This is a genomic window from Neoaquamicrobium sediminum, assembly GCF_040970315.1.
GTDB classification, from domain to species: domain Bacteria; phylum Pseudomonadota; class Alphaproteobacteria; order Rhizobiales; family Rhizobiaceae; genus Aerobium; species Aerobium sediminum.
On the sequence record NZ_JAZHFV010000001.1, the window covers coordinates 327,247 to 342,469 of the forward strand.

13 protein-coding genes are annotated in these 15,223 nt (G+C 62.8%); 7 read left to right on the top strand and 6 right to left on the bottom strand.

Annotation, left to right across the window (positions count from 1 at the left end):
- Positions 1-8: 8 nt before the first annotated feature.
- The 6 genes from V1479_RS01620 to V1479_RS01645 all read right to left on the bottom strand — a co-directional run bounded on the left by V1479_RS01620 (position 9) and on the right by V1479_RS01645 (position 6,617).
- Entirely contained in the window at positions 9-629 is a 621-nt protein-coding gene (locus V1479_RS01620) for an alpha-ketoglutarate-dependent dioxygenase AlkB family protein (protein ID WP_368801376.1), read from the bottom strand.
- A gap of 77 nt (positions 630-706) precedes the next feature.
- Positions 707-1,165 carry a peptidoglycan-binding protein LysM gene (gene lysM, locus V1479_RS01625; RefSeq protein WP_173188641.1) on the bottom strand — a complete coding sequence of 153 codons (459 nt, stop codon included), beginning with the start codon at positions 1,163-1,165 and terminating at the stop codon, positions 707-709.
- Positions 1,166-1,275: 110 nt separating this feature from the next.
- Entirely contained in the window at positions 1,276-1,713 is a 438-nt protein-coding gene (arfB, locus tag V1479_RS01630) for an alternative ribosome rescue aminoacyl-tRNA hydrolase ArfB (protein ID WP_368801377.1), read from the bottom strand.
- 76 nt (positions 1,714-1,789) lie between these two features.
- Positions 1,790-4,075: a methyl-accepting chemotaxis protein gene (locus V1479_RS01635; RefSeq protein WP_368801378.1), complete on the bottom strand. Its 2,286-nt coding sequence runs from the start codon at positions 4,073-4,075 to the stop codon at positions 1,790-1,792.
- Positions 4,076-4,240: 165 nt separating this feature from the next.
- The gene (locus V1479_RS01640; protein ID WP_368801379.1) at positions 4,241-4,906 is read right to left on the bottom strand and encodes a nitroreductase family protein; all 666 of its coding nucleotides are present in this window, start codon (positions 4,904-4,906) and stop codon (positions 4,241-4,243) included.
- A 100-nt stretch (positions 4,907-5,006) separates the two neighbouring features.
- Positions 5,007-6,617 carry a phosphoenolpyruvate carboxykinase gene (locus V1479_RS01645; RefSeq protein ID WP_368801380.1) on the bottom strand — a complete coding sequence of 537 codons (1,611 nt, stop codon included), beginning with the start codon at positions 6,615-6,617 and terminating at the stop codon, positions 5,007-5,009.
- A 358-nt stretch (positions 6,618-6,975) separates the two neighbouring features.
- Between V1479_RS01645 and V1479_RS01650 the strand changes: the two genes are divergently transcribed.
- The 7 genes from V1479_RS01650 to V1479_RS01680 all read left to right on the top strand — a co-directional run bounded on the left by V1479_RS01650 (position 6,976) and on the right by V1479_RS01680 (position 15,221).
- Positions 6,976-7,677 carry a response regulator transcription factor gene (locus V1479_RS01650; protein WP_368801381.1) on the top strand — a complete coding sequence of 234 codons (702 nt, stop codon included), beginning with the start codon at positions 6,976-6,978 and terminating at the stop codon, positions 7,675-7,677.
- A gap of 30 nt (positions 7,678-7,707) precedes the next feature.
- Complete coding sequence (locus tag V1479_RS01655) at positions 7,708-9,489, top strand: sensor histidine kinase (protein WP_368801382.1); 1,782 nt, start codon at positions 7,708-7,710, stop codon at positions 9,487-9,489.
- Positions 9,489-9,932 (top strand): HPr kinase/phosphorylase, encoded by a 444-nt coding sequence (locus V1479_RS01660; protein ID WP_368801383.1) that lies wholly within the window; start codon positions 9,489-9,491, stop codon positions 9,930-9,932. Before V1479_RS01655 ends, V1479_RS01660 begins: the two co-directional genes overlap by 1 nt.
- Before the next feature lie 320 nt (positions 9,933-10,252).
- Positions 10,253-10,654: a PTS sugar transporter subunit IIA gene (locus V1479_RS01665; protein WP_173188631.1), complete on the top strand. Its 402-nt coding sequence runs from the start codon at positions 10,253-10,255 to the stop codon at positions 10,652-10,654.
- A complete protein-coding gene (locus tag V1479_RS01670; RefSeq protein ID WP_173188629.1) occupies positions 10,651-10,929 on the top strand; it encodes an HPr family phosphocarrier protein in 279 nt (92 codons plus the stop codon). Before V1479_RS01665 ends, V1479_RS01670 begins: the two co-directional genes overlap by 4 nt.
- Positions 10,930-11,072: 143 nt before the next feature.
- Entirely contained in the window at positions 11,073-12,470 is a 1,398-nt protein-coding gene (gene ahcY, locus V1479_RS01675; RefSeq protein WP_173188627.1) for an adenosylhomocysteinase, read from the top strand.
- 210 nt (positions 12,471-12,680) lie between these two features.
- Entirely contained in the window at positions 12,681-15,221 is a 2,541-nt protein-coding gene (locus V1479_RS01680; RefSeq protein ID WP_368801969.1) for a sensor histidine kinase, read from the top strand.
- Positions 15,222-15,223 lie beyond the last annotated feature (2 nt).

The following is a 15,223-nucleotide window of genomic DNA, read 5'->3' on the forward strand; positions in this document are numbered from 1 at the left end:
ACATTCTCCTAGCGCGGCTTCGTCACACGCCGCAGCGTCAGGTTGATGCGGCCGCCATTCTTCAGGAGCGTCGAGGTGGCCGGATAGATCCGGTCGACGCCGTGGAAGGCGAGGCGTCCCTCTCCGCCCAGCACCACCAGATCGCCGCTGGCGAGTTTGAAGGATAACGTGCGGCCACCACGTGTGGTTTCTCCCACCCGAAACCGGCAGGTGTCGCCGAGCGAAACCGAAAGAACCGGCGCGTCGAAAGCCTGCTCGTCGCTATCCTGATGCAGGCCCATCTTCGCGCCAGTCTCGTAGAAGTTAACGAGACATGCCTCCGGTGGCGCGTCGTATTGGGCCACTTGCCGCCACAGCTCCATAAGCGGCTCGGGGATCGGCGGCCATGGTTCGCCTGTCACCGGATGGGTCGGCTGATAGCGATAGCCTTGGTCCTTGTCGGTCACCCAGCCGAGTGAGCCACAATTGGTCATGCGAACGCTCATCGGCTTTCCGGTGCGCGGCATCGTGGGAACATAGAGCGGTGCGGCCTGCACGACGGCGCGGATATCCTCCAGCAGCGCCTCCTGGGCCGTGCGGTCGAGAAAGTCAGGTATGTGCCTGACACCTTGCGGCAAAGCCAGAGCCATCAGATTACCATGATAAAACAAATCCGGCGGCATGATAGCCGCCGGATAGGAATATTTTCAAGAGATGATACTGGCTGTCAGCCTTCCAGCGGCGGGATCCGCAGCACCTGTCCAGGATAGATTTTGTCCGGGTCGCTGAGCATCGGCTTGTTGGCCTCGAAGATGAGCGTGTGCTTGGTGCCCTTGCCCTTGCCGTAGTGGCGCTCGGCGATCTTCCAGAGGTTGTCGCCCTTCACCACGGTGTAGAGCGTTGGCTCCTTCTCGGCCTTGTCGGGCGCGTCTTCGACGACCAGTTCGGTTTCGACCGCCTCGACGCCGGCGGTGTTGCCGATCGCGATCACGGCCTTTTCCAGCGTCGCCTGGTCGGCAACGGAGCCCTTCAGAACGGCCTTTCCGCCGACAACTTCGACCTGCACCTTGTCGGTGCCGAGTCCGTGTGAGTCGAGTTCCTTTTTGAGTTCCTCAACCTTGGGTTCCTCATCGTCGCCGAAGCCGAGCTTTTTTCCGATGGATTTCGCAAAACTGAACAGGCCCATGCCGCAGTCTCCTTGTTGTCTGCAAAGAAATGATCGCCCCTGAGGCGACATTGGCCCAGCGAAACCGAAAAGAAAAGCAAGGATTTCGCTTCGGCGACCGCCGCCGAGGGTCAGTCGGGAGCAACCTTGCCGCGCATTTTCTTAATGCCGGAGCGGCCGGCCTTTTCCTTCAGCCGTCGCTCGACCGCGCCTTTTGATGGTTTGGTCCTTTTACGCGGTTTGGGCGGCGGCTCCGCGGCCTTGGCCAGCAGTGCGGCAAGCCGCGCCCGCGCATCCGCCCGGTTCTGCTCTTGTGTGCGGAAGCGCCCAGCCTCGATGACGATGACGCCATCCTTGGTCGCGCGCTGCCCGGCGAGCTTGAGCGCGCGTTCGCGCACCCTTTCCGGCAGGCCGGGCGCATTGGCTGCGTCAAACCGAAGCTGCACGGCGGTGGCGACCTTGTTGACGTTCTGGCCGCCGGGCCCGGAGGAACGGATGAACTGCTCCTCGAGCTCGTCTGCGCCGATCTCGACGCCCGGCGCGATATGCAATCCCCTGTCCGCGTTCATGGCCGCTGTTCCTCGTCCGAACCCGCAATACGGGCGAACACTACATAGAACGGCGCTGCCGGCGCGGAAACCCCGGTCAGAATTCTTCCCAACCAGCCTCGTCCGCAGGCGTGATGGCCTGCGCCACGGCAGCACCGGAGCCGCCCCGGAACGCAACGGCGAGGCGCTGACCGACGGCGCGGATTCCGGCTGTCGGGCTCCTGGGCGCGGATGTGGGCTCGCGCAAGCTACTGGCGGGTGCTTCGCGCCCCAGTTTGAACTGCGCCAGCAAAGCGTTGAGCGCCGAGGCTTCGCTAGCGAGTTTGTGGCTCGCAGCCGTCGACTGCTCGACCATCGCGGCGTTCTGCTGCGTGCCCTGGTCGATTCGATTGACGGCAATGTTGATCTCGTTGAGGCCGGTTGCCTGTTCGCGGGACGCTTCGACGATCGCCACGACATTGGTGCTGATCTCCTGCACCTCCGAGACGATGGTGCGCAGTGCCTCGCCCGCCTCGCCCACCAGCTCGACACCGGCGCGGACATGTTCGCCCGACGTGGTGATGAGCGTATTGATTTCCTTGGCTGCATTGGCGGCCCGCTGGGCGAGGTCGCGCACTTCCTGAGCAACCACCGCAAAGCCGCGGCCGGCCTCGCCGGCACGTGCCGCCTCGATCCCGGCATTGAGCGCGAGCAGGCTGATCTGGAAGGCGATCTCGTCGATGACGCCGTTGATGGTGCTGATCTGCGTCGACGAGGCCTCGATGCGATCCATCGCCGCGACCGCGTCCTGCACGATGGCGCCGGAACGCTCTGCCCCGGTCCGCGTGCGGGCAACCAGTGCGCCAGCTTCCTCGGCTCGTCGGCTTGAATCGCGGACCGTCGTGACGAGCTGCTCCAGCGCAGCCGCAGTCTGCTCGACGGATGCCGCCTGTTGTTCGGTACGCTTCGAAAGATCGTCGGAAGCGTTCCGTATTTCGTCCGAGCCGGCGTGGATCGCATTGGCGTTTTCGCCAACCGTCTGCAATGCGGCCTGCAATCTTGCGACCGAGTTGTTGAAGTCGGCCCGTAGCCTTTCCATCGATGCCGTGAACGGTTCATCGATCCGCTGGGCAACGTCGCCGTCTGCCAGCCGGCTCAGGCCATCTGCAAGCACGTCCACCGCATGCTGCAGCTCGCGCGCCTGGCGTTCCTTCTCGTCGCGCTCGAGTTCTTCGCGCTCGCGCGCTTCGCGCTGGCGTGCTTCCGCGGCGTCGCGCTCCTCGTTGACCTTGCGGATCGTGTTTTCGCGGAAGAGCTGGAAAGCGTCGGCGATCTCGCCGATTTCGTCGCGGCGGCCGAGCCCCGGTATCTCCACGTCCAGTTCGCCGGAGGCGAGTGCGCGCATCGAACGCGCCGTGCGGGAGATGGGAAGAGCGACGGAACGCCAGACGAGGAAGCCGGACGCCAGAACGGCAAGCAGGACCCCGCCGACCGCCACCATGACCATGCGTTCGATCGAGGTCGTGGCGTTGATGCGCGCAGCACTCACTTCACCGCGCACGTTCTCGATCTCCGCGCGGATGCGGTCGAAGACCGGCTCGATCGCCGAAAAGCTCTCCGACACCTCTGCATCAAGCTCCTGGCTGCGCGCTGAAGCGTCGGCAAAATCCTTGAAGGTCGCCTCATAGGCATCCAGCGTCGCCATAACCGCCGTATGGCCACTCGAGGAGCCGAAAACACCGCCGGGGCGGGAGCGCAGGGTGTCGATTGCCTCGGCCACGCGGGCGCGGTTCTGCTCGCTTGGCGTGACCACGAAATCCTTTTCGCGGTTGAAGATTTGCGCCACATCGACCTTCAGCGCGGGATAGGGAATGCGCGCGAGCTGCTCGGAGAGAAAGCCGGTTGCCGCGCGGAGCTCGCTTTGCAGGCCCTTTTCGGCACTCACGCCGAGCCGTCGGGTCACCTCCACGGCTTCGCCAAACGCCTGGAGATAGCGCTGGTAACCCTGTGTCAGAACGCCTTCGCCGGGCAAGTCGCGCTGCTGGTTGCGAGCGATGATCGCCTCGATCGTTTCGAGCGACCTGGCGACCTCTCCACTGCGCGCCGCATGCATCTCGACGTATTTCTCGTCACGGCTCAGGAAGAAATCCTTTTCGTTCCGACGCAGTTCGAGGAGACCGATCTGAAGCTCGCTGGTCACCGCTGCGGCCTGGTTCGCCTGAGAAGCCGTCGCATCGATCTGACTGATGAGACTGCGCTCGTAGACAAGAAGCCCGGCAACGGCCAGCACACCGACTACGCCCACCAGGGCAATCAGTGCGATGCGATGGGAAATGCGAAACGCGAACAGGTTCATGGTCGAGCCTTCGGAGCGGCATCCGATGACCGAAGCGGTCCCGGGCATGGAAATCTGATGAGATAAGGTCTGGAATGCCGGGGCCGGCGGAGGTTCGACATCATGTCTGGCCGGGCGATGCGTGCCCGGACCCTCGCCGCCAGAAGACGCGCAATAGATTAAATCTCGGTGAACCGCCGAGATGTCGCTAGATTGGCCTTTCCCGCTACGGGGCTAGTCTTTCCAGACGATGACGTCCTCGACCGGCTTGCGCTTGATGTCGGGCACCTTGGCCTCGTCGGCGGGATAGCCGGCCACTAGCAGGATCAGCGCCTTTTCGTGCTCCGGCCTGCTGCAGATCTCGTTCAGAAAGCCCATCGGCGACGGTGTATGGGTCAGCGTCGCAAGACCGGCATTGTGCAGGCTGGCGATCAGCAGGCCAGTCGCGATGCCGACCGATTCCGGGACGTAATAGTGCTTGGCGCGTTTGCCATCCGGACCTAGCCCGTAGCGCTGCGCGAAGATGGCAATCAGCCAGGGCGCGGTCTCGAGGAACGGCTTGTCTGCATCGGTGCCAAGCGGTGCGAGCGCATCCAGCCATTCGGTCGATGCGCGGCCGCTATAGAAATCGCGCTCCTCCTTTTCGGCTGCCACCCTGATCTGGCTTTTGAGTCCGGGCTCATTGATGCACACGAACGTCCACGGCTGCTGATTTGCGCCCGATGGGGCTGTGGCAGCCGTCATCACGCAGTCCTCGATCAGTTCCCTGGGCACGGTGCGCGAGGAGAAATCGCGCACCGTGCGTCGCCTGTCCATCAACGTGCGAAAATCGGCTGCGCGTGTCGACATTTCTTCCGGCGAGTAGCCGGCGAAGGCCAAGGGTTTGTGCATAGCGAGCATCGACGGTTTCCTCCCGTTTTCCGCATGCAATCATGACCGCAACGCAAAGAAAAGGCCCGGATTTGAACCGGGCCTTCATGAAAGTTGCAGCGGACTGTCTCTATTCAGCCGCTTCTTGCAGCCGGGGCGCGGCGCTCAGCGTGCTTGCGTCGACATGGGCTTCGAACTTGCCAAAGTTGTCGATGAACATTCCAACCAGGCGCTTGGCCTGGCGGTCGTAGGCCTCCTTGTCCGCCCAGGTCGACCGCGGATCGAGGATCGACGCATCCACGCCCGGCACCGAAACCGGCACCTCGAAGCCGAAATTGGCGTCGGTGCGGAATTCCGCCTCGTTCAGGGAGCCGTCAAGCGCGGCCGAAAGCAGCGCCCTGGTCGCCTTGATCGGCATGCGGCTGCCGACACCGTAGGCGCCGCCTGTCCAGCCGGTGTTGACCAGCCAGCAGTCGACGCGGTGGCGCGCAATGAGATCGCGCAGCAGGTTGCCGTATTCGGAAGGATGACGCGGCATGAACGGTGCGCCGAAGCAGGTAGAGAAGGTCGCCTCGGGCTCGGTGACGCCCTTTTCCGTCCCGGCGACCTTGGCGGTGTAGCCCGAAAGGAAGTGATACATCGCCTGAGCCGGCGTCAGTCTGGCGATGGGCGGCATCACGCCGAATGCGTCGGCGGTCAGCATGATGATGTTCTTCGGATGACCAGCCCGCCCCGTGGCGCTGGCATTGGGGATGAAGTCGAGCGGATAGGCGCAGCGTGTATTCTCGGTGAGCGAGCCGTCGTCGAAGTCCGGCACGCGGTTGTCGTCCAGCACCACGTTCTCGAGTACGGTGCCAAAGCGCCGCGTCGTCGCGAAAATCTCGGGCTCTGCTTCGGCCGAAAGCTTGATGGTCTTGGCGTAGCAGCCGCCTTCGAAATTGAAGATTCCGTCTTCGCCCCAGCCATGTTCGTCGTCGCCGATGAGCGTGCGTCGTGGATCGGCCGAAAGCGTGGTCTTGCCGGTGCCGGACAGGCCGAAGAACACGGCCGCGTCGCCTTGCGGCCCTTCATTGGCCGAGCAGTGCATGGGCATCACACCGCGCGCCGGCAGCAGGTAGTTCAGCGCGGTGAAGACCGACTTCTTCATCTCGCCGGCGTAAGACGTGCCGCCGATCAGCACCACCATGCGTGCGAAGTCGATCGCGATGACTGTCTCGGTCCTGCAGCCATGTCGGGCAGGATCGGCCCTGAACGACGGCAGGTCGATGATCGTCATCTTGGGCGCGAAGCTGGAAAGGGCCTCGCGCGCGGGGCGGATCAGCAGATTGCGGATGAAATGCGAATGCCAGGCATATTCCGTGACGACACGCGTCGGCAGGCTGTTCGCCTCGTCCGCGCCGCCAACGAGATCCTGGACGTAGAGATCGAGTTTCGCTGCATGAGCGAGGAAGTCGTCGTGCAGGAGCGCAAACTGCTCCGGCGACATTGGCTTGTTGTTGTCCCACCAGACCTGCGCGTCGGTGTGCGCATCCCGCACGACGAACTTGTCTTTCGGGGAACGGCCCGTGTGCTGTCCCGTTGTGGCAACAAGTGCACCGTGGGCCGTCAGTCTCGCTTCGCCACGGCGAAGCGCGTGCTCGACCAGCTCGGCGGGACCAAGATTGTAGTGAACGGTGCCCGAGGTCTTCAAACCGCAGGTGTCGATCCCATTGTCGGGATTGCGCAGGCCGATTTCTGTCATCTCTACCACCAAGGACCGGAGCCGAACCGAGATACTTTCCCCTCCCGCCGCTGCTGCAAAAAACGCGCCGATCTGGAGGTGAAAGGTTGAGAAACAGAAAAGCTCATTGATTTCAAATCATTAATCGATTTAAAGATTTTCAGTTCTGTTTAAATCGGTTGTAACTGTTTAAATCTTCCGGCGGCCGATACATATTGGCCGAAGACTGACAGGCCGGCGAAGCGGAAGGACCGCTTGCCTTTATCGCGCCGGACGTGCATGCGGGGAACAGGCATGCCACAATTTGTACCCAATTTGTCCGTCTACAGCCCCTTCTCGATGCAGGAAGGGACACCCGCTCATGAGGGAGCCAATTGAAATGGCAACGATCGCGCTTGTCGATGACGACCGGAACATCCTGACGTCAGTTTCGATCGCGTTGGAGTCCGAAGGCTATCGCGTCGAGACCTATACCGACGGCGCCTCCGCGCTTGAGGGTCTTTCCGCGCGCCCGCCCAATCTCGCCATCTTCGATATCAAGATGCCCCGCATGGACGGGATGGAGTTGCTGCGGCGCTTGCGCCAGAAGAGCGACATGCCTGTCATCTTTCTCACGTCCAAGGATGACGAGATCGACGAACTCTTCGGGCTCAAGATGGGCGCCGACGATTTTATCCGCAAACCGTTCTCGCAAAGGCTGCTCGTCGAGCGTGTCCGTGCCGTACTGCGCCGTGCCAATGCGCGCGAGGCAGGCGTCAAGACCCCCGGCCAGCAGGCGCGCTCGCTGGAGCGCGGCCAGCTTGTCATGGACCAGGAGCGTCACACCTGCACGTGGCGGGGCGAACCGGTTACGCTGACGGTCACTGAATTCCTTATCCTGCATTCGCTGGCGCAGCGACCCGGCGTGGTCAAGAGCCGCGATGCGCTTATGGATTCTGCTTATGACGAGCAGGTCTATGTCGACGACCGCACCATCGACAGCCACATCAAGCGGCTGCGCAAGAAGTTCAAGGCCGTCGACGACGATTTCGACATGATCGAGACGCTTTATGGGGTAGGCTACCGCTTCCGCGAGGCATGATGCTCGCGGGGTAGGCTACTGCAGGGCTGAATGGCGGCAGACATCGAAAGAGGCGTCACCGGGGCAAAGTCCGAGGTGAAGCGCGGGTCCAGGCCCTTGAGCCGGCACGTTCTGGTGCCGGTCAGGCGGGTGCTGGGCCATTATGTCTTCTCCAGCCTGACGCGCCGTATCCTCGTTCTGAACCTGGCCGCGCTCGGCGTCATGGTTGTCGGCATTCTCTACATCAACCAGTTTCGCGACGGGCTCGTTCAGGCGCGGATCGAAAGCCTGATGATCCAGGGCGAGATCATCGCCAGCGCGATTGCCGCGTCGGCGACGGTCGAGACCGATTCGATCACCATCGATCCCGAGAAACTCCTGGAGCTTCAAGCGGGAGAAAGCCTGCCGCCGGGGTCGGGGCAACTGGACAGCCTGCACTTCCCCATCAACCCGGAGCGGGTCGCGCCGGTCCTGCGTCGCCTGATTTCGCCGACGCTGACGCGGGCGCGCATTTTCGACCGCGACGCCAATCTGCTGCTCGATTCCCGCGCGCTCTATTCGCGCGGCCAGATCCTGCGTTACGGCCTTCCGCCCGTTGAGGAAGAAAAACCGGGCCTGCTGGAGCGGGCCGAAAAGCTTCTGCTCAGCCTCTTCCGGCGCTCCGACCTGCCACTTTACCACGAACAGCCTGGCGGCAGCGGCACAGCCTATCCCGAAGTCATGCAGGCCCTGCAGGGCAGTCCGTCCTTCATCGTGCGCCGCAGCGATCAGGGGGAGCAGATCGTTTCCGTCGCCGTGCCGGTCCAGCGCTTCCGGGCCGTGCTCGGCGTGTTGATGCTGTCGACCCAGGGTGGGGACATCGACAAGATCGTGGCCGCCGAGCAGCGCGCCATCCTCAGGGTTTTCGGCGTGGCTGCGCTGGTCAACGCCATCCTTTCCATGTTGCTGGCTTCCACGATCGCAAATCCGCTGCGCCGCCTGGCGGCGGCCGCCGTCAGGGTGAGGCGCGGCGTGAAGAACCGTGAGGAGATTCCCGACTTCTCGGACAGGCAGGATGAAATCGGCAATCTGTCCGTGGCGCTGCGGGACATGACGAACGCGCTCTATGCGCGCATCGAGGCGATCGAGAGTTTTGCCGCCGATGTCAGCCATGAACTGAAGAACCCGCTTACATCGCTGCGCAGCGCGGTCGAAACCTTGCCACTGGCCAAGACGGAGGAGTCGCGGGCGCGCCTTCTTGAGGTGATCCAGCATGATGTTCGCCGCCTCGACAGGCTCATCACCGACATCTCGGATGCATCGCGTCTCGATGCTGAGCTCGCCCGCGAGGATGGTCGTCGTGTCGACCTGCTGAAACTGATTACCGAAATCGCTGAGGCCTCTCGCGAGGCACGCCGTGAGAAGAAGAACGTGGCGATCGAGGTTCGCACCGCCAAGAAGGATCAGCCGGCGCGCGATTTCTTTGTCGCAGGTCACGATCTGCGGCTTGGCCAGGTGCTCACGAACCTGATCGAAAACGCGCGTTCCTTCGTACCGGAAGACGAAGGACGCATCGTCATCACGCTGTCGCGCACGACGCGGCACGTGGTCGTCACTGTCGAAGACAACGGCCCGGGTATTACCGTCGACGATATCGAGCGGATCTTCGAGAGGTTCTACACCGATCGTCCCTCGAGCGAGGCGTTCGGCCAGAATTCGGGACTGGGCCTGTCAATCAGCCGTCAGATCGTCGAAGCGCACGGCGGCCGCCTCACCGCCGAGAATATTCCAGGCGCAAAGCCAGGTCAGTACCAGGGTGCGCGCTTCATCGTCACCTTGCCCGCCGAAGCCTGATGGGCCGGACCAATCTTCACGCGACCGCACTCGTGGCTGGGGAAAGCGGCCTCCTGATTACCGGGCGCTCGGGCGCCGGGAAATCGCTGCTGGCTGCCGGTCTTGTTGAGACCCTGAATGCCCGCGGAGACTTCGCGGTGCTGGTTTCGGACGATCAGGTCTGGGTGGAGAGTTTTGGGGCACGTCTTATTGCCGAAGCGCCCGATACGATCGCCGGCATGATCGAGTTGCGCGGGTATGGGCCGGCGCGGGCTGCGTCCGAGAAGCGGGCGGTGATGGACCGAATGGTGGCACTGGTCGAACCCGCCGCCGCGCCGCGCTATCGCGAAGCGATGTCCGAAACGGTGCTCGGCGTTTGTCTGCCGTGCCTCGCGCTGCCGGAACGTAATGTCGAGGCGAACGTCCCGGCCATTCTCGCCTGGTTAGCCGGCGAGCCGGGGTAGCTGGTCCGTTTGTTGCCAGACTTTGCGCAAAACTGCGGCAATTTGGCCTTGTTTGGTGCAAATTTGGGCTTGTCAAAGGTTAAACCGCTGACAAGATAGCGCACCTTGCCGTCTGGCTCCGCGCGCCGCGTTATCCGGAAGCAGGGGTTTGGGGCAAAGTCGGATTGCGCGGGTCACGAATGGCAGCGCAAGCGCGTGTGACGGGAGTGATTGTTGATCAATTCTGATGATGCCGGTGGCTATTGTAGGCCCGGCGAGGACTCCTCGAAACGATCATCGCCTGTTCAACGTTCCCGCATCTGCCGGGGCTGGTTGCCGGCATGATCGGTCTCGTACTCGTCACGCATGGCCGCCTGGCCGAGGAATTTCGTCACGCGGTCGAACACGTCGTGGGCCCGCAGAAAAACTTCGAGACCGTCTCGATCGGCGCTGACGATGATATGGAGCAGCGTCGCACCGACATTGTAGATGCCGTCGCGCGCGCGGACACCGGGACAGGTGTGATCATATTGACCGATATGTTCGGCGGCACGCCCTCCAATCTCGCTATATCCGTGATGAGCTCCGGCAAGGTCGAGGTGATCGCCGGCGTGAACCTGCCGATGCTGATCAAGCTGACCAGCGTGCGGGCCGGTGACGATATGGCGACAGCTCTTCAGGAAGGCCAGATGGCAGGCCGTAAATACATCAATGTCGCGAGCCAGCTCTTGAGCGGTAAATGACCGGCGTAATCAGCAGGGACCTCACGATAGTCAACAAGCGCGGGCTGCATGCGCGCGCCTCCGCCCGTTTCGTCCAGCTTGTCAGCGGCTACGACGCGGCAGTGGCGGTCGAAAAGGATGGCGTGAAGGTCGGCGGCACGTCCATCATGGGGTTGATGATGCTGGCCGCAAGCCCTGGTTGCACCATCAGCGTCAGCGCAAGCGGGCCCCAGGCCGCGGAGCTGATGGACGCGCTTGCCGATCTGGTCGCCTCCCGTTTCGGCGAGGAGTGCTGACGCCAGCGCTTCACATGCACGGATAAAGATTTCTTTATGTCCTATTGCCGCAAATGCGGTTTTCTGCTACTCGGCGGGCCAGACTTGCGCGCCCTGTATACACGCCCGAGCGCGCTGATTTCACCGGATTTGGAGTGAACGCCATGAGCGCGCAGGATTATATCGTCGCTGACATTTCCCTTGCGGACTGGGGCCGCAAGGAGATCGAGATCGCTGAAACGGAAATGCCCGGCCTGATGGCCAGCCGCGAGGAGTTCGGCGAAAGCCAGCCGCTCAAGGGCGCGCGCATCACCGGCTCCCTCCACATGACCATCCAGACCGCCGTGCTGATCGAGACGCTGCAGGCGCTCGGCGCCGAAGTACGCTGGGCCTCGTGCAACATCTTCTCGACGCAGGACCACGCCGCCGCCGCCATTGCCGCCGCCGGCACCCCGGTCTTCGCGGTCAAGGGCGAGACCCTGACCCAGTATTGGGAATATACCGACCGCATCTTCCAGTGGGCCGATGGCGGCCTCTCCAACATGATCCTCGACGATGGCGGCGATGCCACCATGTACATCCTGATCGGCGCCCGCGCGGAAGCAGGCGAGGATGTGCTTTCCAAGCCGGGCAACGAGGAGGAGGAAATCCTCTTCGCGCAGATCAGGAAGCGCATGGAAGCGACGCCCGGCTTCTTCACCAAGCAGCGTCAGGCGATCAAGGGCGTCACCGAAGAGACGACCACCGGCGTCAACCGCCTTTATCAGCTCCAGAAGAAGGGGCTGCTTCCGTTCCCGGCCATCAACGTCAACGACTCGGTCACGAAGTCCAAGTTCGACAACAAGTACGGCTGCAAGGAATCGCTGGTCGACGGCATTCGCCGCGCGACCGACACGATGATGGCCGGCAAGGTCGCGGTCGTCTGTGGGTACGGTGATGTCGGCAAGGGCTCATCCGCCTCGCTGCGCGGCGCAGGCGCACGCGTCAAGGTCACCGAGGTCGATCCGATCTGCGCCCTGCAGGCTGCGATGGACGGCTACGAGGTCGTCACGCTGGACGACGCCGCCGCGAGCGCCGACATCGTGATCACGACGACCGGCAACAAGGACGTCATCACCATCGACCATATGCGCAAGATGAAGGACATGGCGATCGTCGGCAACATCGGCCACTTCGACAACGAGATTCAGGTCGAGGCGCTGCGTAATCTCAAGTGGACCAACGTCAAGCCGCAGGTCGACCTGGTCGAGTTTCCGGGCGGCAACCGCATCATCCTGCTGTCGGAAGGCCGACTGCTCAATCTCGGCAACGCCACCGGCCATCCGAGCTTCGTGATGTCGGCGTCCTTCACCAACCAGGTGTTGGCGCAGATCGAACTCTGGACCAAGGGCGAGCAGTACAAGAACGAGGTCTATGTGCTGCCAAAGCACCTCGACGAGAAGGTCGCCCGGCTGCATCTGGACAAGGTCGGTGCAAAGCTCACCGAGCTGTCCAGCGAACAGGCCGCATATATCGGTGTGACGCAGCAGGGCCCGTACAAGCCCGAACACTACCGCTACTGATTTATTAACCATTCACCACAATATATTGAGGCCGGGCGATTGACTTTGTCGCCCGGTCTTTTTTTGCGCGCCGTTCGCCTTCACGGCGATTCGGTCACACGGTACAGTGATGTGATTCGTGACGCGTCCGTTTCTGGTGAGGGGAAACCGAAAGGGGTGCGTCCATTCTTGGCGAATCTGGCGCTCGTGCGGCGGAGAGGACATTTGAAGATGCCAGGCGGGCAGCGACTGGATGCGGAGAAATCCGGCACCGGCGACCGGAGCGATTCCAGCGTCGGTCCGGGATTGCGTGTGAAGCGACGGAAGCTGGTTGCCGTTCGCCTGTCGGCGCTTCTGGGCACTGTTTGGTCGTCCTCGGCGCTCGCGCAGGAAAACGCGATCCAGCTCGCAACCAAGATACCAGTCAGCACCATGGACGTCGTCCAGCTTGCGCTGTTCGCGGGTATTACCGGAGCGGCCATCCTGTCGGCGATCCTGCTGATACGCGAACGGGCCCGCACGGCCAGCGAGAATGTGAGCCTTCGCGAACGTGTGGCCGAGATCGGCAATGCGCTCCAGCGCGCAGAGGCCTTGCTGAACCTGAAGGATCAGCGCATCCTCGTCTGGTTCGGCGACGAACGGAAACCGGAGCTCGTTGGCTCCCTCTCCCGCGCTGATGCCCCCGAGGATCGGGCCACGTTTCTGGCGTTTGGCAAATGGCTTGCCCCGCGCAGCGCCGCCCGTCTTGAGCGCGCAATTTCCTCCTTGCGGGAGGAAAAGCAGACCTTCGATCTCGTCGTCGAGACCAACAAGAGGGCTTTCCTAGAGGTACAGGGACGCATCTCCGCCAACCATGTCGCGGTGCGTTTTCTCACACTTTCCGATGCACGGCGCGAACATGCGGAATTGCGCATCGAGCATCAGCAACTGCGCGGCGAGCACGAAACGGTCCTGAAGCTTCTGGATGCGCTCGCGATGCCGGCCTGGCTACGCGGCGGCGACGGCAGGCTGCAATGGGTGAATGCGGCCTATGCGCAGGCGGTGGAAGCAGCAAACGCTGCGGCAGCCATCCACGAAAGCCGCGAATTCCTTGGAACCAGCGCACGCGAGCAGATCGCGCGCGACCACCTTTCGTCGCCCGTCTTCGCGCAACGCCTGTCGACCGTGATCGGCGGCGATCGGCGCATCTTCACGGTTACGGACGTGGTCGACGGCGAGGGTTCCGCAGGGCTGGCTTGCGATGTCAGCGATGTCGAAACGATCCGCGAGGAGCACGAGCGTACGGTCCGCAGCCATGCCGATACGCTTGACCAGCTCAACACGGCGGTCGCGATATTCGATACGGACCAGAAGCTGCGCTTCTTCAACCAGGCCTTCCAGAAGCTCTGGGAGCTCGATCTGTCCTTCCTGGAAAGCCGGCCCGACAACACGTTGCTGCTCGACAGGTTGCGCAGCGACGGCAAGCTTGCCGAACAGCCCGAATGGCGCCGCTGGAAGGAGAACCTGCTGGGGGCCTATCGCGCCGTGGAGCCGCAGGAGCATCTGTGGCACCTGCCCGATGGCCGTACCCTGCGTGTCGTCGCCAACCCGCAGCCCAATGGCGGCGTCACCTGGGTGTTCGAGAACCTCACCGAGAAGATCAATCTGGAAAGCCGCTACAACACGATCGTGCGGGTCCAGGGCGTCACGCTCGACAATCTCGCGGAGGGCGTCGCCGTGTTCGGCCCGGATGGGCGCGTGCGGCTCTCCAATCCGGCTTTCGCGAACCTTTGGGGCATGCCCGAGGGGCTGGTGAAGGCCGGCACGCATATCTCCGTGATCCGCGCTGCTTGCCAGACGCTCGCCAAGGCGAGCCCCTGGAGCGAACTCGCCGCCGCAGTGACCGGCTTCGACGAGGATCGTCAGGACCGCCACGGCCAGGTCGAGCTCAATGATGGCAACGTACTCCGCTTCGCGGTTATCCACCTGCCGAACGGGCAGGTGATGACGACGTTCATCGATGTGACCGACAGTGTGAACGTCGAGCGCATGCTCAAGGACAAGAACGAGGCTCTCGAGCGGGCCGACCAGCTCAAGAACGATTTCGTCCGCCACGTCTCCTACGAGCTGCGTTCGCCGCTGACGAGCATCAGCGGGTTCACCGAATTGCTGGCTCAGGAGACGGCCGGGCCGCTCAATCCGCGCCAGCGCGACTATGTCGACCACATCGCCTCCTCGTCTTTCGAACTGGAGACAATCGTGGACGACATCCTCGACCTGGCCACCATCGATGCCGGCATCATGGAGCTGGAGATCAGCGAGGTTGTCATCGAGCGTACGGTGCGCTCCGCAGCAGATCTCGTGGCCGAGCGGCTGCGCGAACATTCCATTGCACTGGACATCGAACTGGAGCAGGCCCCGGCCTCATTCCACGCAGATGAAAACCGCCTCCGGCAAATTCTGTTCAATCTGCTCAGCAACGCTGCCAATTATGCGCCGGAAGGATCGACGATACAGCTGACCTGCATGCGCGATCCGGCGGGCGTCGCTTTCAGGGTTCATGACGACGGGCCGGGCATCCCGCCCGATGTGCTCGACGGAATCTTCCGTCGGTTCGAGCCGCATGCCAATGGCGGTCGCGAGCGCGGCGCCGGACTTGGCCTGTCGATCGTCAAAAGCTTTGTCGAGCTGCATGATGGTTCGATCGAGATCGATACCGGTGAAGGCCGCGGCACGACGGTCATCTGCCGCTTCCCCATGGCGCCGGAAGGATTCCGGGAGGCGGCGGAATAGCG

What these genes read in the sequence shown, in the direction of transcription:
- V1479_RS01620 (WP_368801376.1), bottom strand. Translation starts at nt 629, where the DNA reads ATGGCTCTGGCTTTGCCGCAAGGTGTCAGGCACATACCTGACTTTCTC.
- lysM (WP_173188641.1), bottom strand. Translation starts at nt 1,165, where the DNA reads ATGGGCCTGTTCAGTTTTGCGAAATCCATCGGAAAAAAGCTCGGCTTC.
- arfB (WP_368801377.1), bottom strand. Translation starts at nt 1,713, where the DNA reads ATGAACGCGGACAGGGGATTGCATATCGCGCCGGGCGTCGAGATCGGC.
- V1479_RS01635 (WP_368801378.1), bottom strand. Translation starts at nt 4,075, where the DNA reads ATGCCCGGGACCGCTTCGGTCATCGGATGCCGCTCCGAAGGCTCGACC.
- V1479_RS01640 (WP_368801379.1), bottom strand. Translation starts at nt 4,906, where the DNA reads ATGCTCGCTATGCACAAACCCTTGGCCTTCGCCGGCTACTCGCCGGAA.
- V1479_RS01645 (WP_368801380.1), bottom strand. Translation starts at nt 6,617, where the DNA reads ATGACAGAAATCGGCCTGCGCAATCCCGACAATGGGATCGACACCTGC.
- V1479_RS01650 (WP_368801381.1), top strand. Translation starts at nt 6,976, where the DNA reads ATGGCAACGATCGCGCTTGTCGATGACGACCGGAACATCCTGACGTCA.
- V1479_RS01655 (WP_368801382.1), top strand. Translation starts at nt 7,708, where the DNA reads ATGGCGGCAGACATCGAAAGAGGCGTCACCGGGGCAAAGTCCGAGGTG.
- V1479_RS01660 (WP_368801383.1), top strand. Translation starts at nt 9,489, where the DNA reads ATGGGCCGGACCAATCTTCACGCGACCGCACTCGTGGCTGGGGAAAGC.
- V1479_RS01665 (WP_173188631.1), top strand. Translation starts at nt 10,253, where the DNA reads ATGATCGGTCTCGTACTCGTCACGCATGGCCGCCTGGCCGAGGAATTT.
- V1479_RS01670 (WP_173188629.1), top strand. Translation starts at nt 10,651, where the DNA reads ATGACCGGCGTAATCAGCAGGGACCTCACGATAGTCAACAAGCGCGGG.
- ahcY (WP_173188627.1), top strand. Translation starts at nt 11,073, where the DNA reads ATGAGCGCGCAGGATTATATCGTCGCTGACATTTCCCTTGCGGACTGG.
- V1479_RS01680 (WP_368801969.1), top strand. Translation starts at nt 12,681, where the DNA reads ATGCCAGGCGGGCAGCGACTGGATGCGGAGAAATCCGGCACCGGCGAC.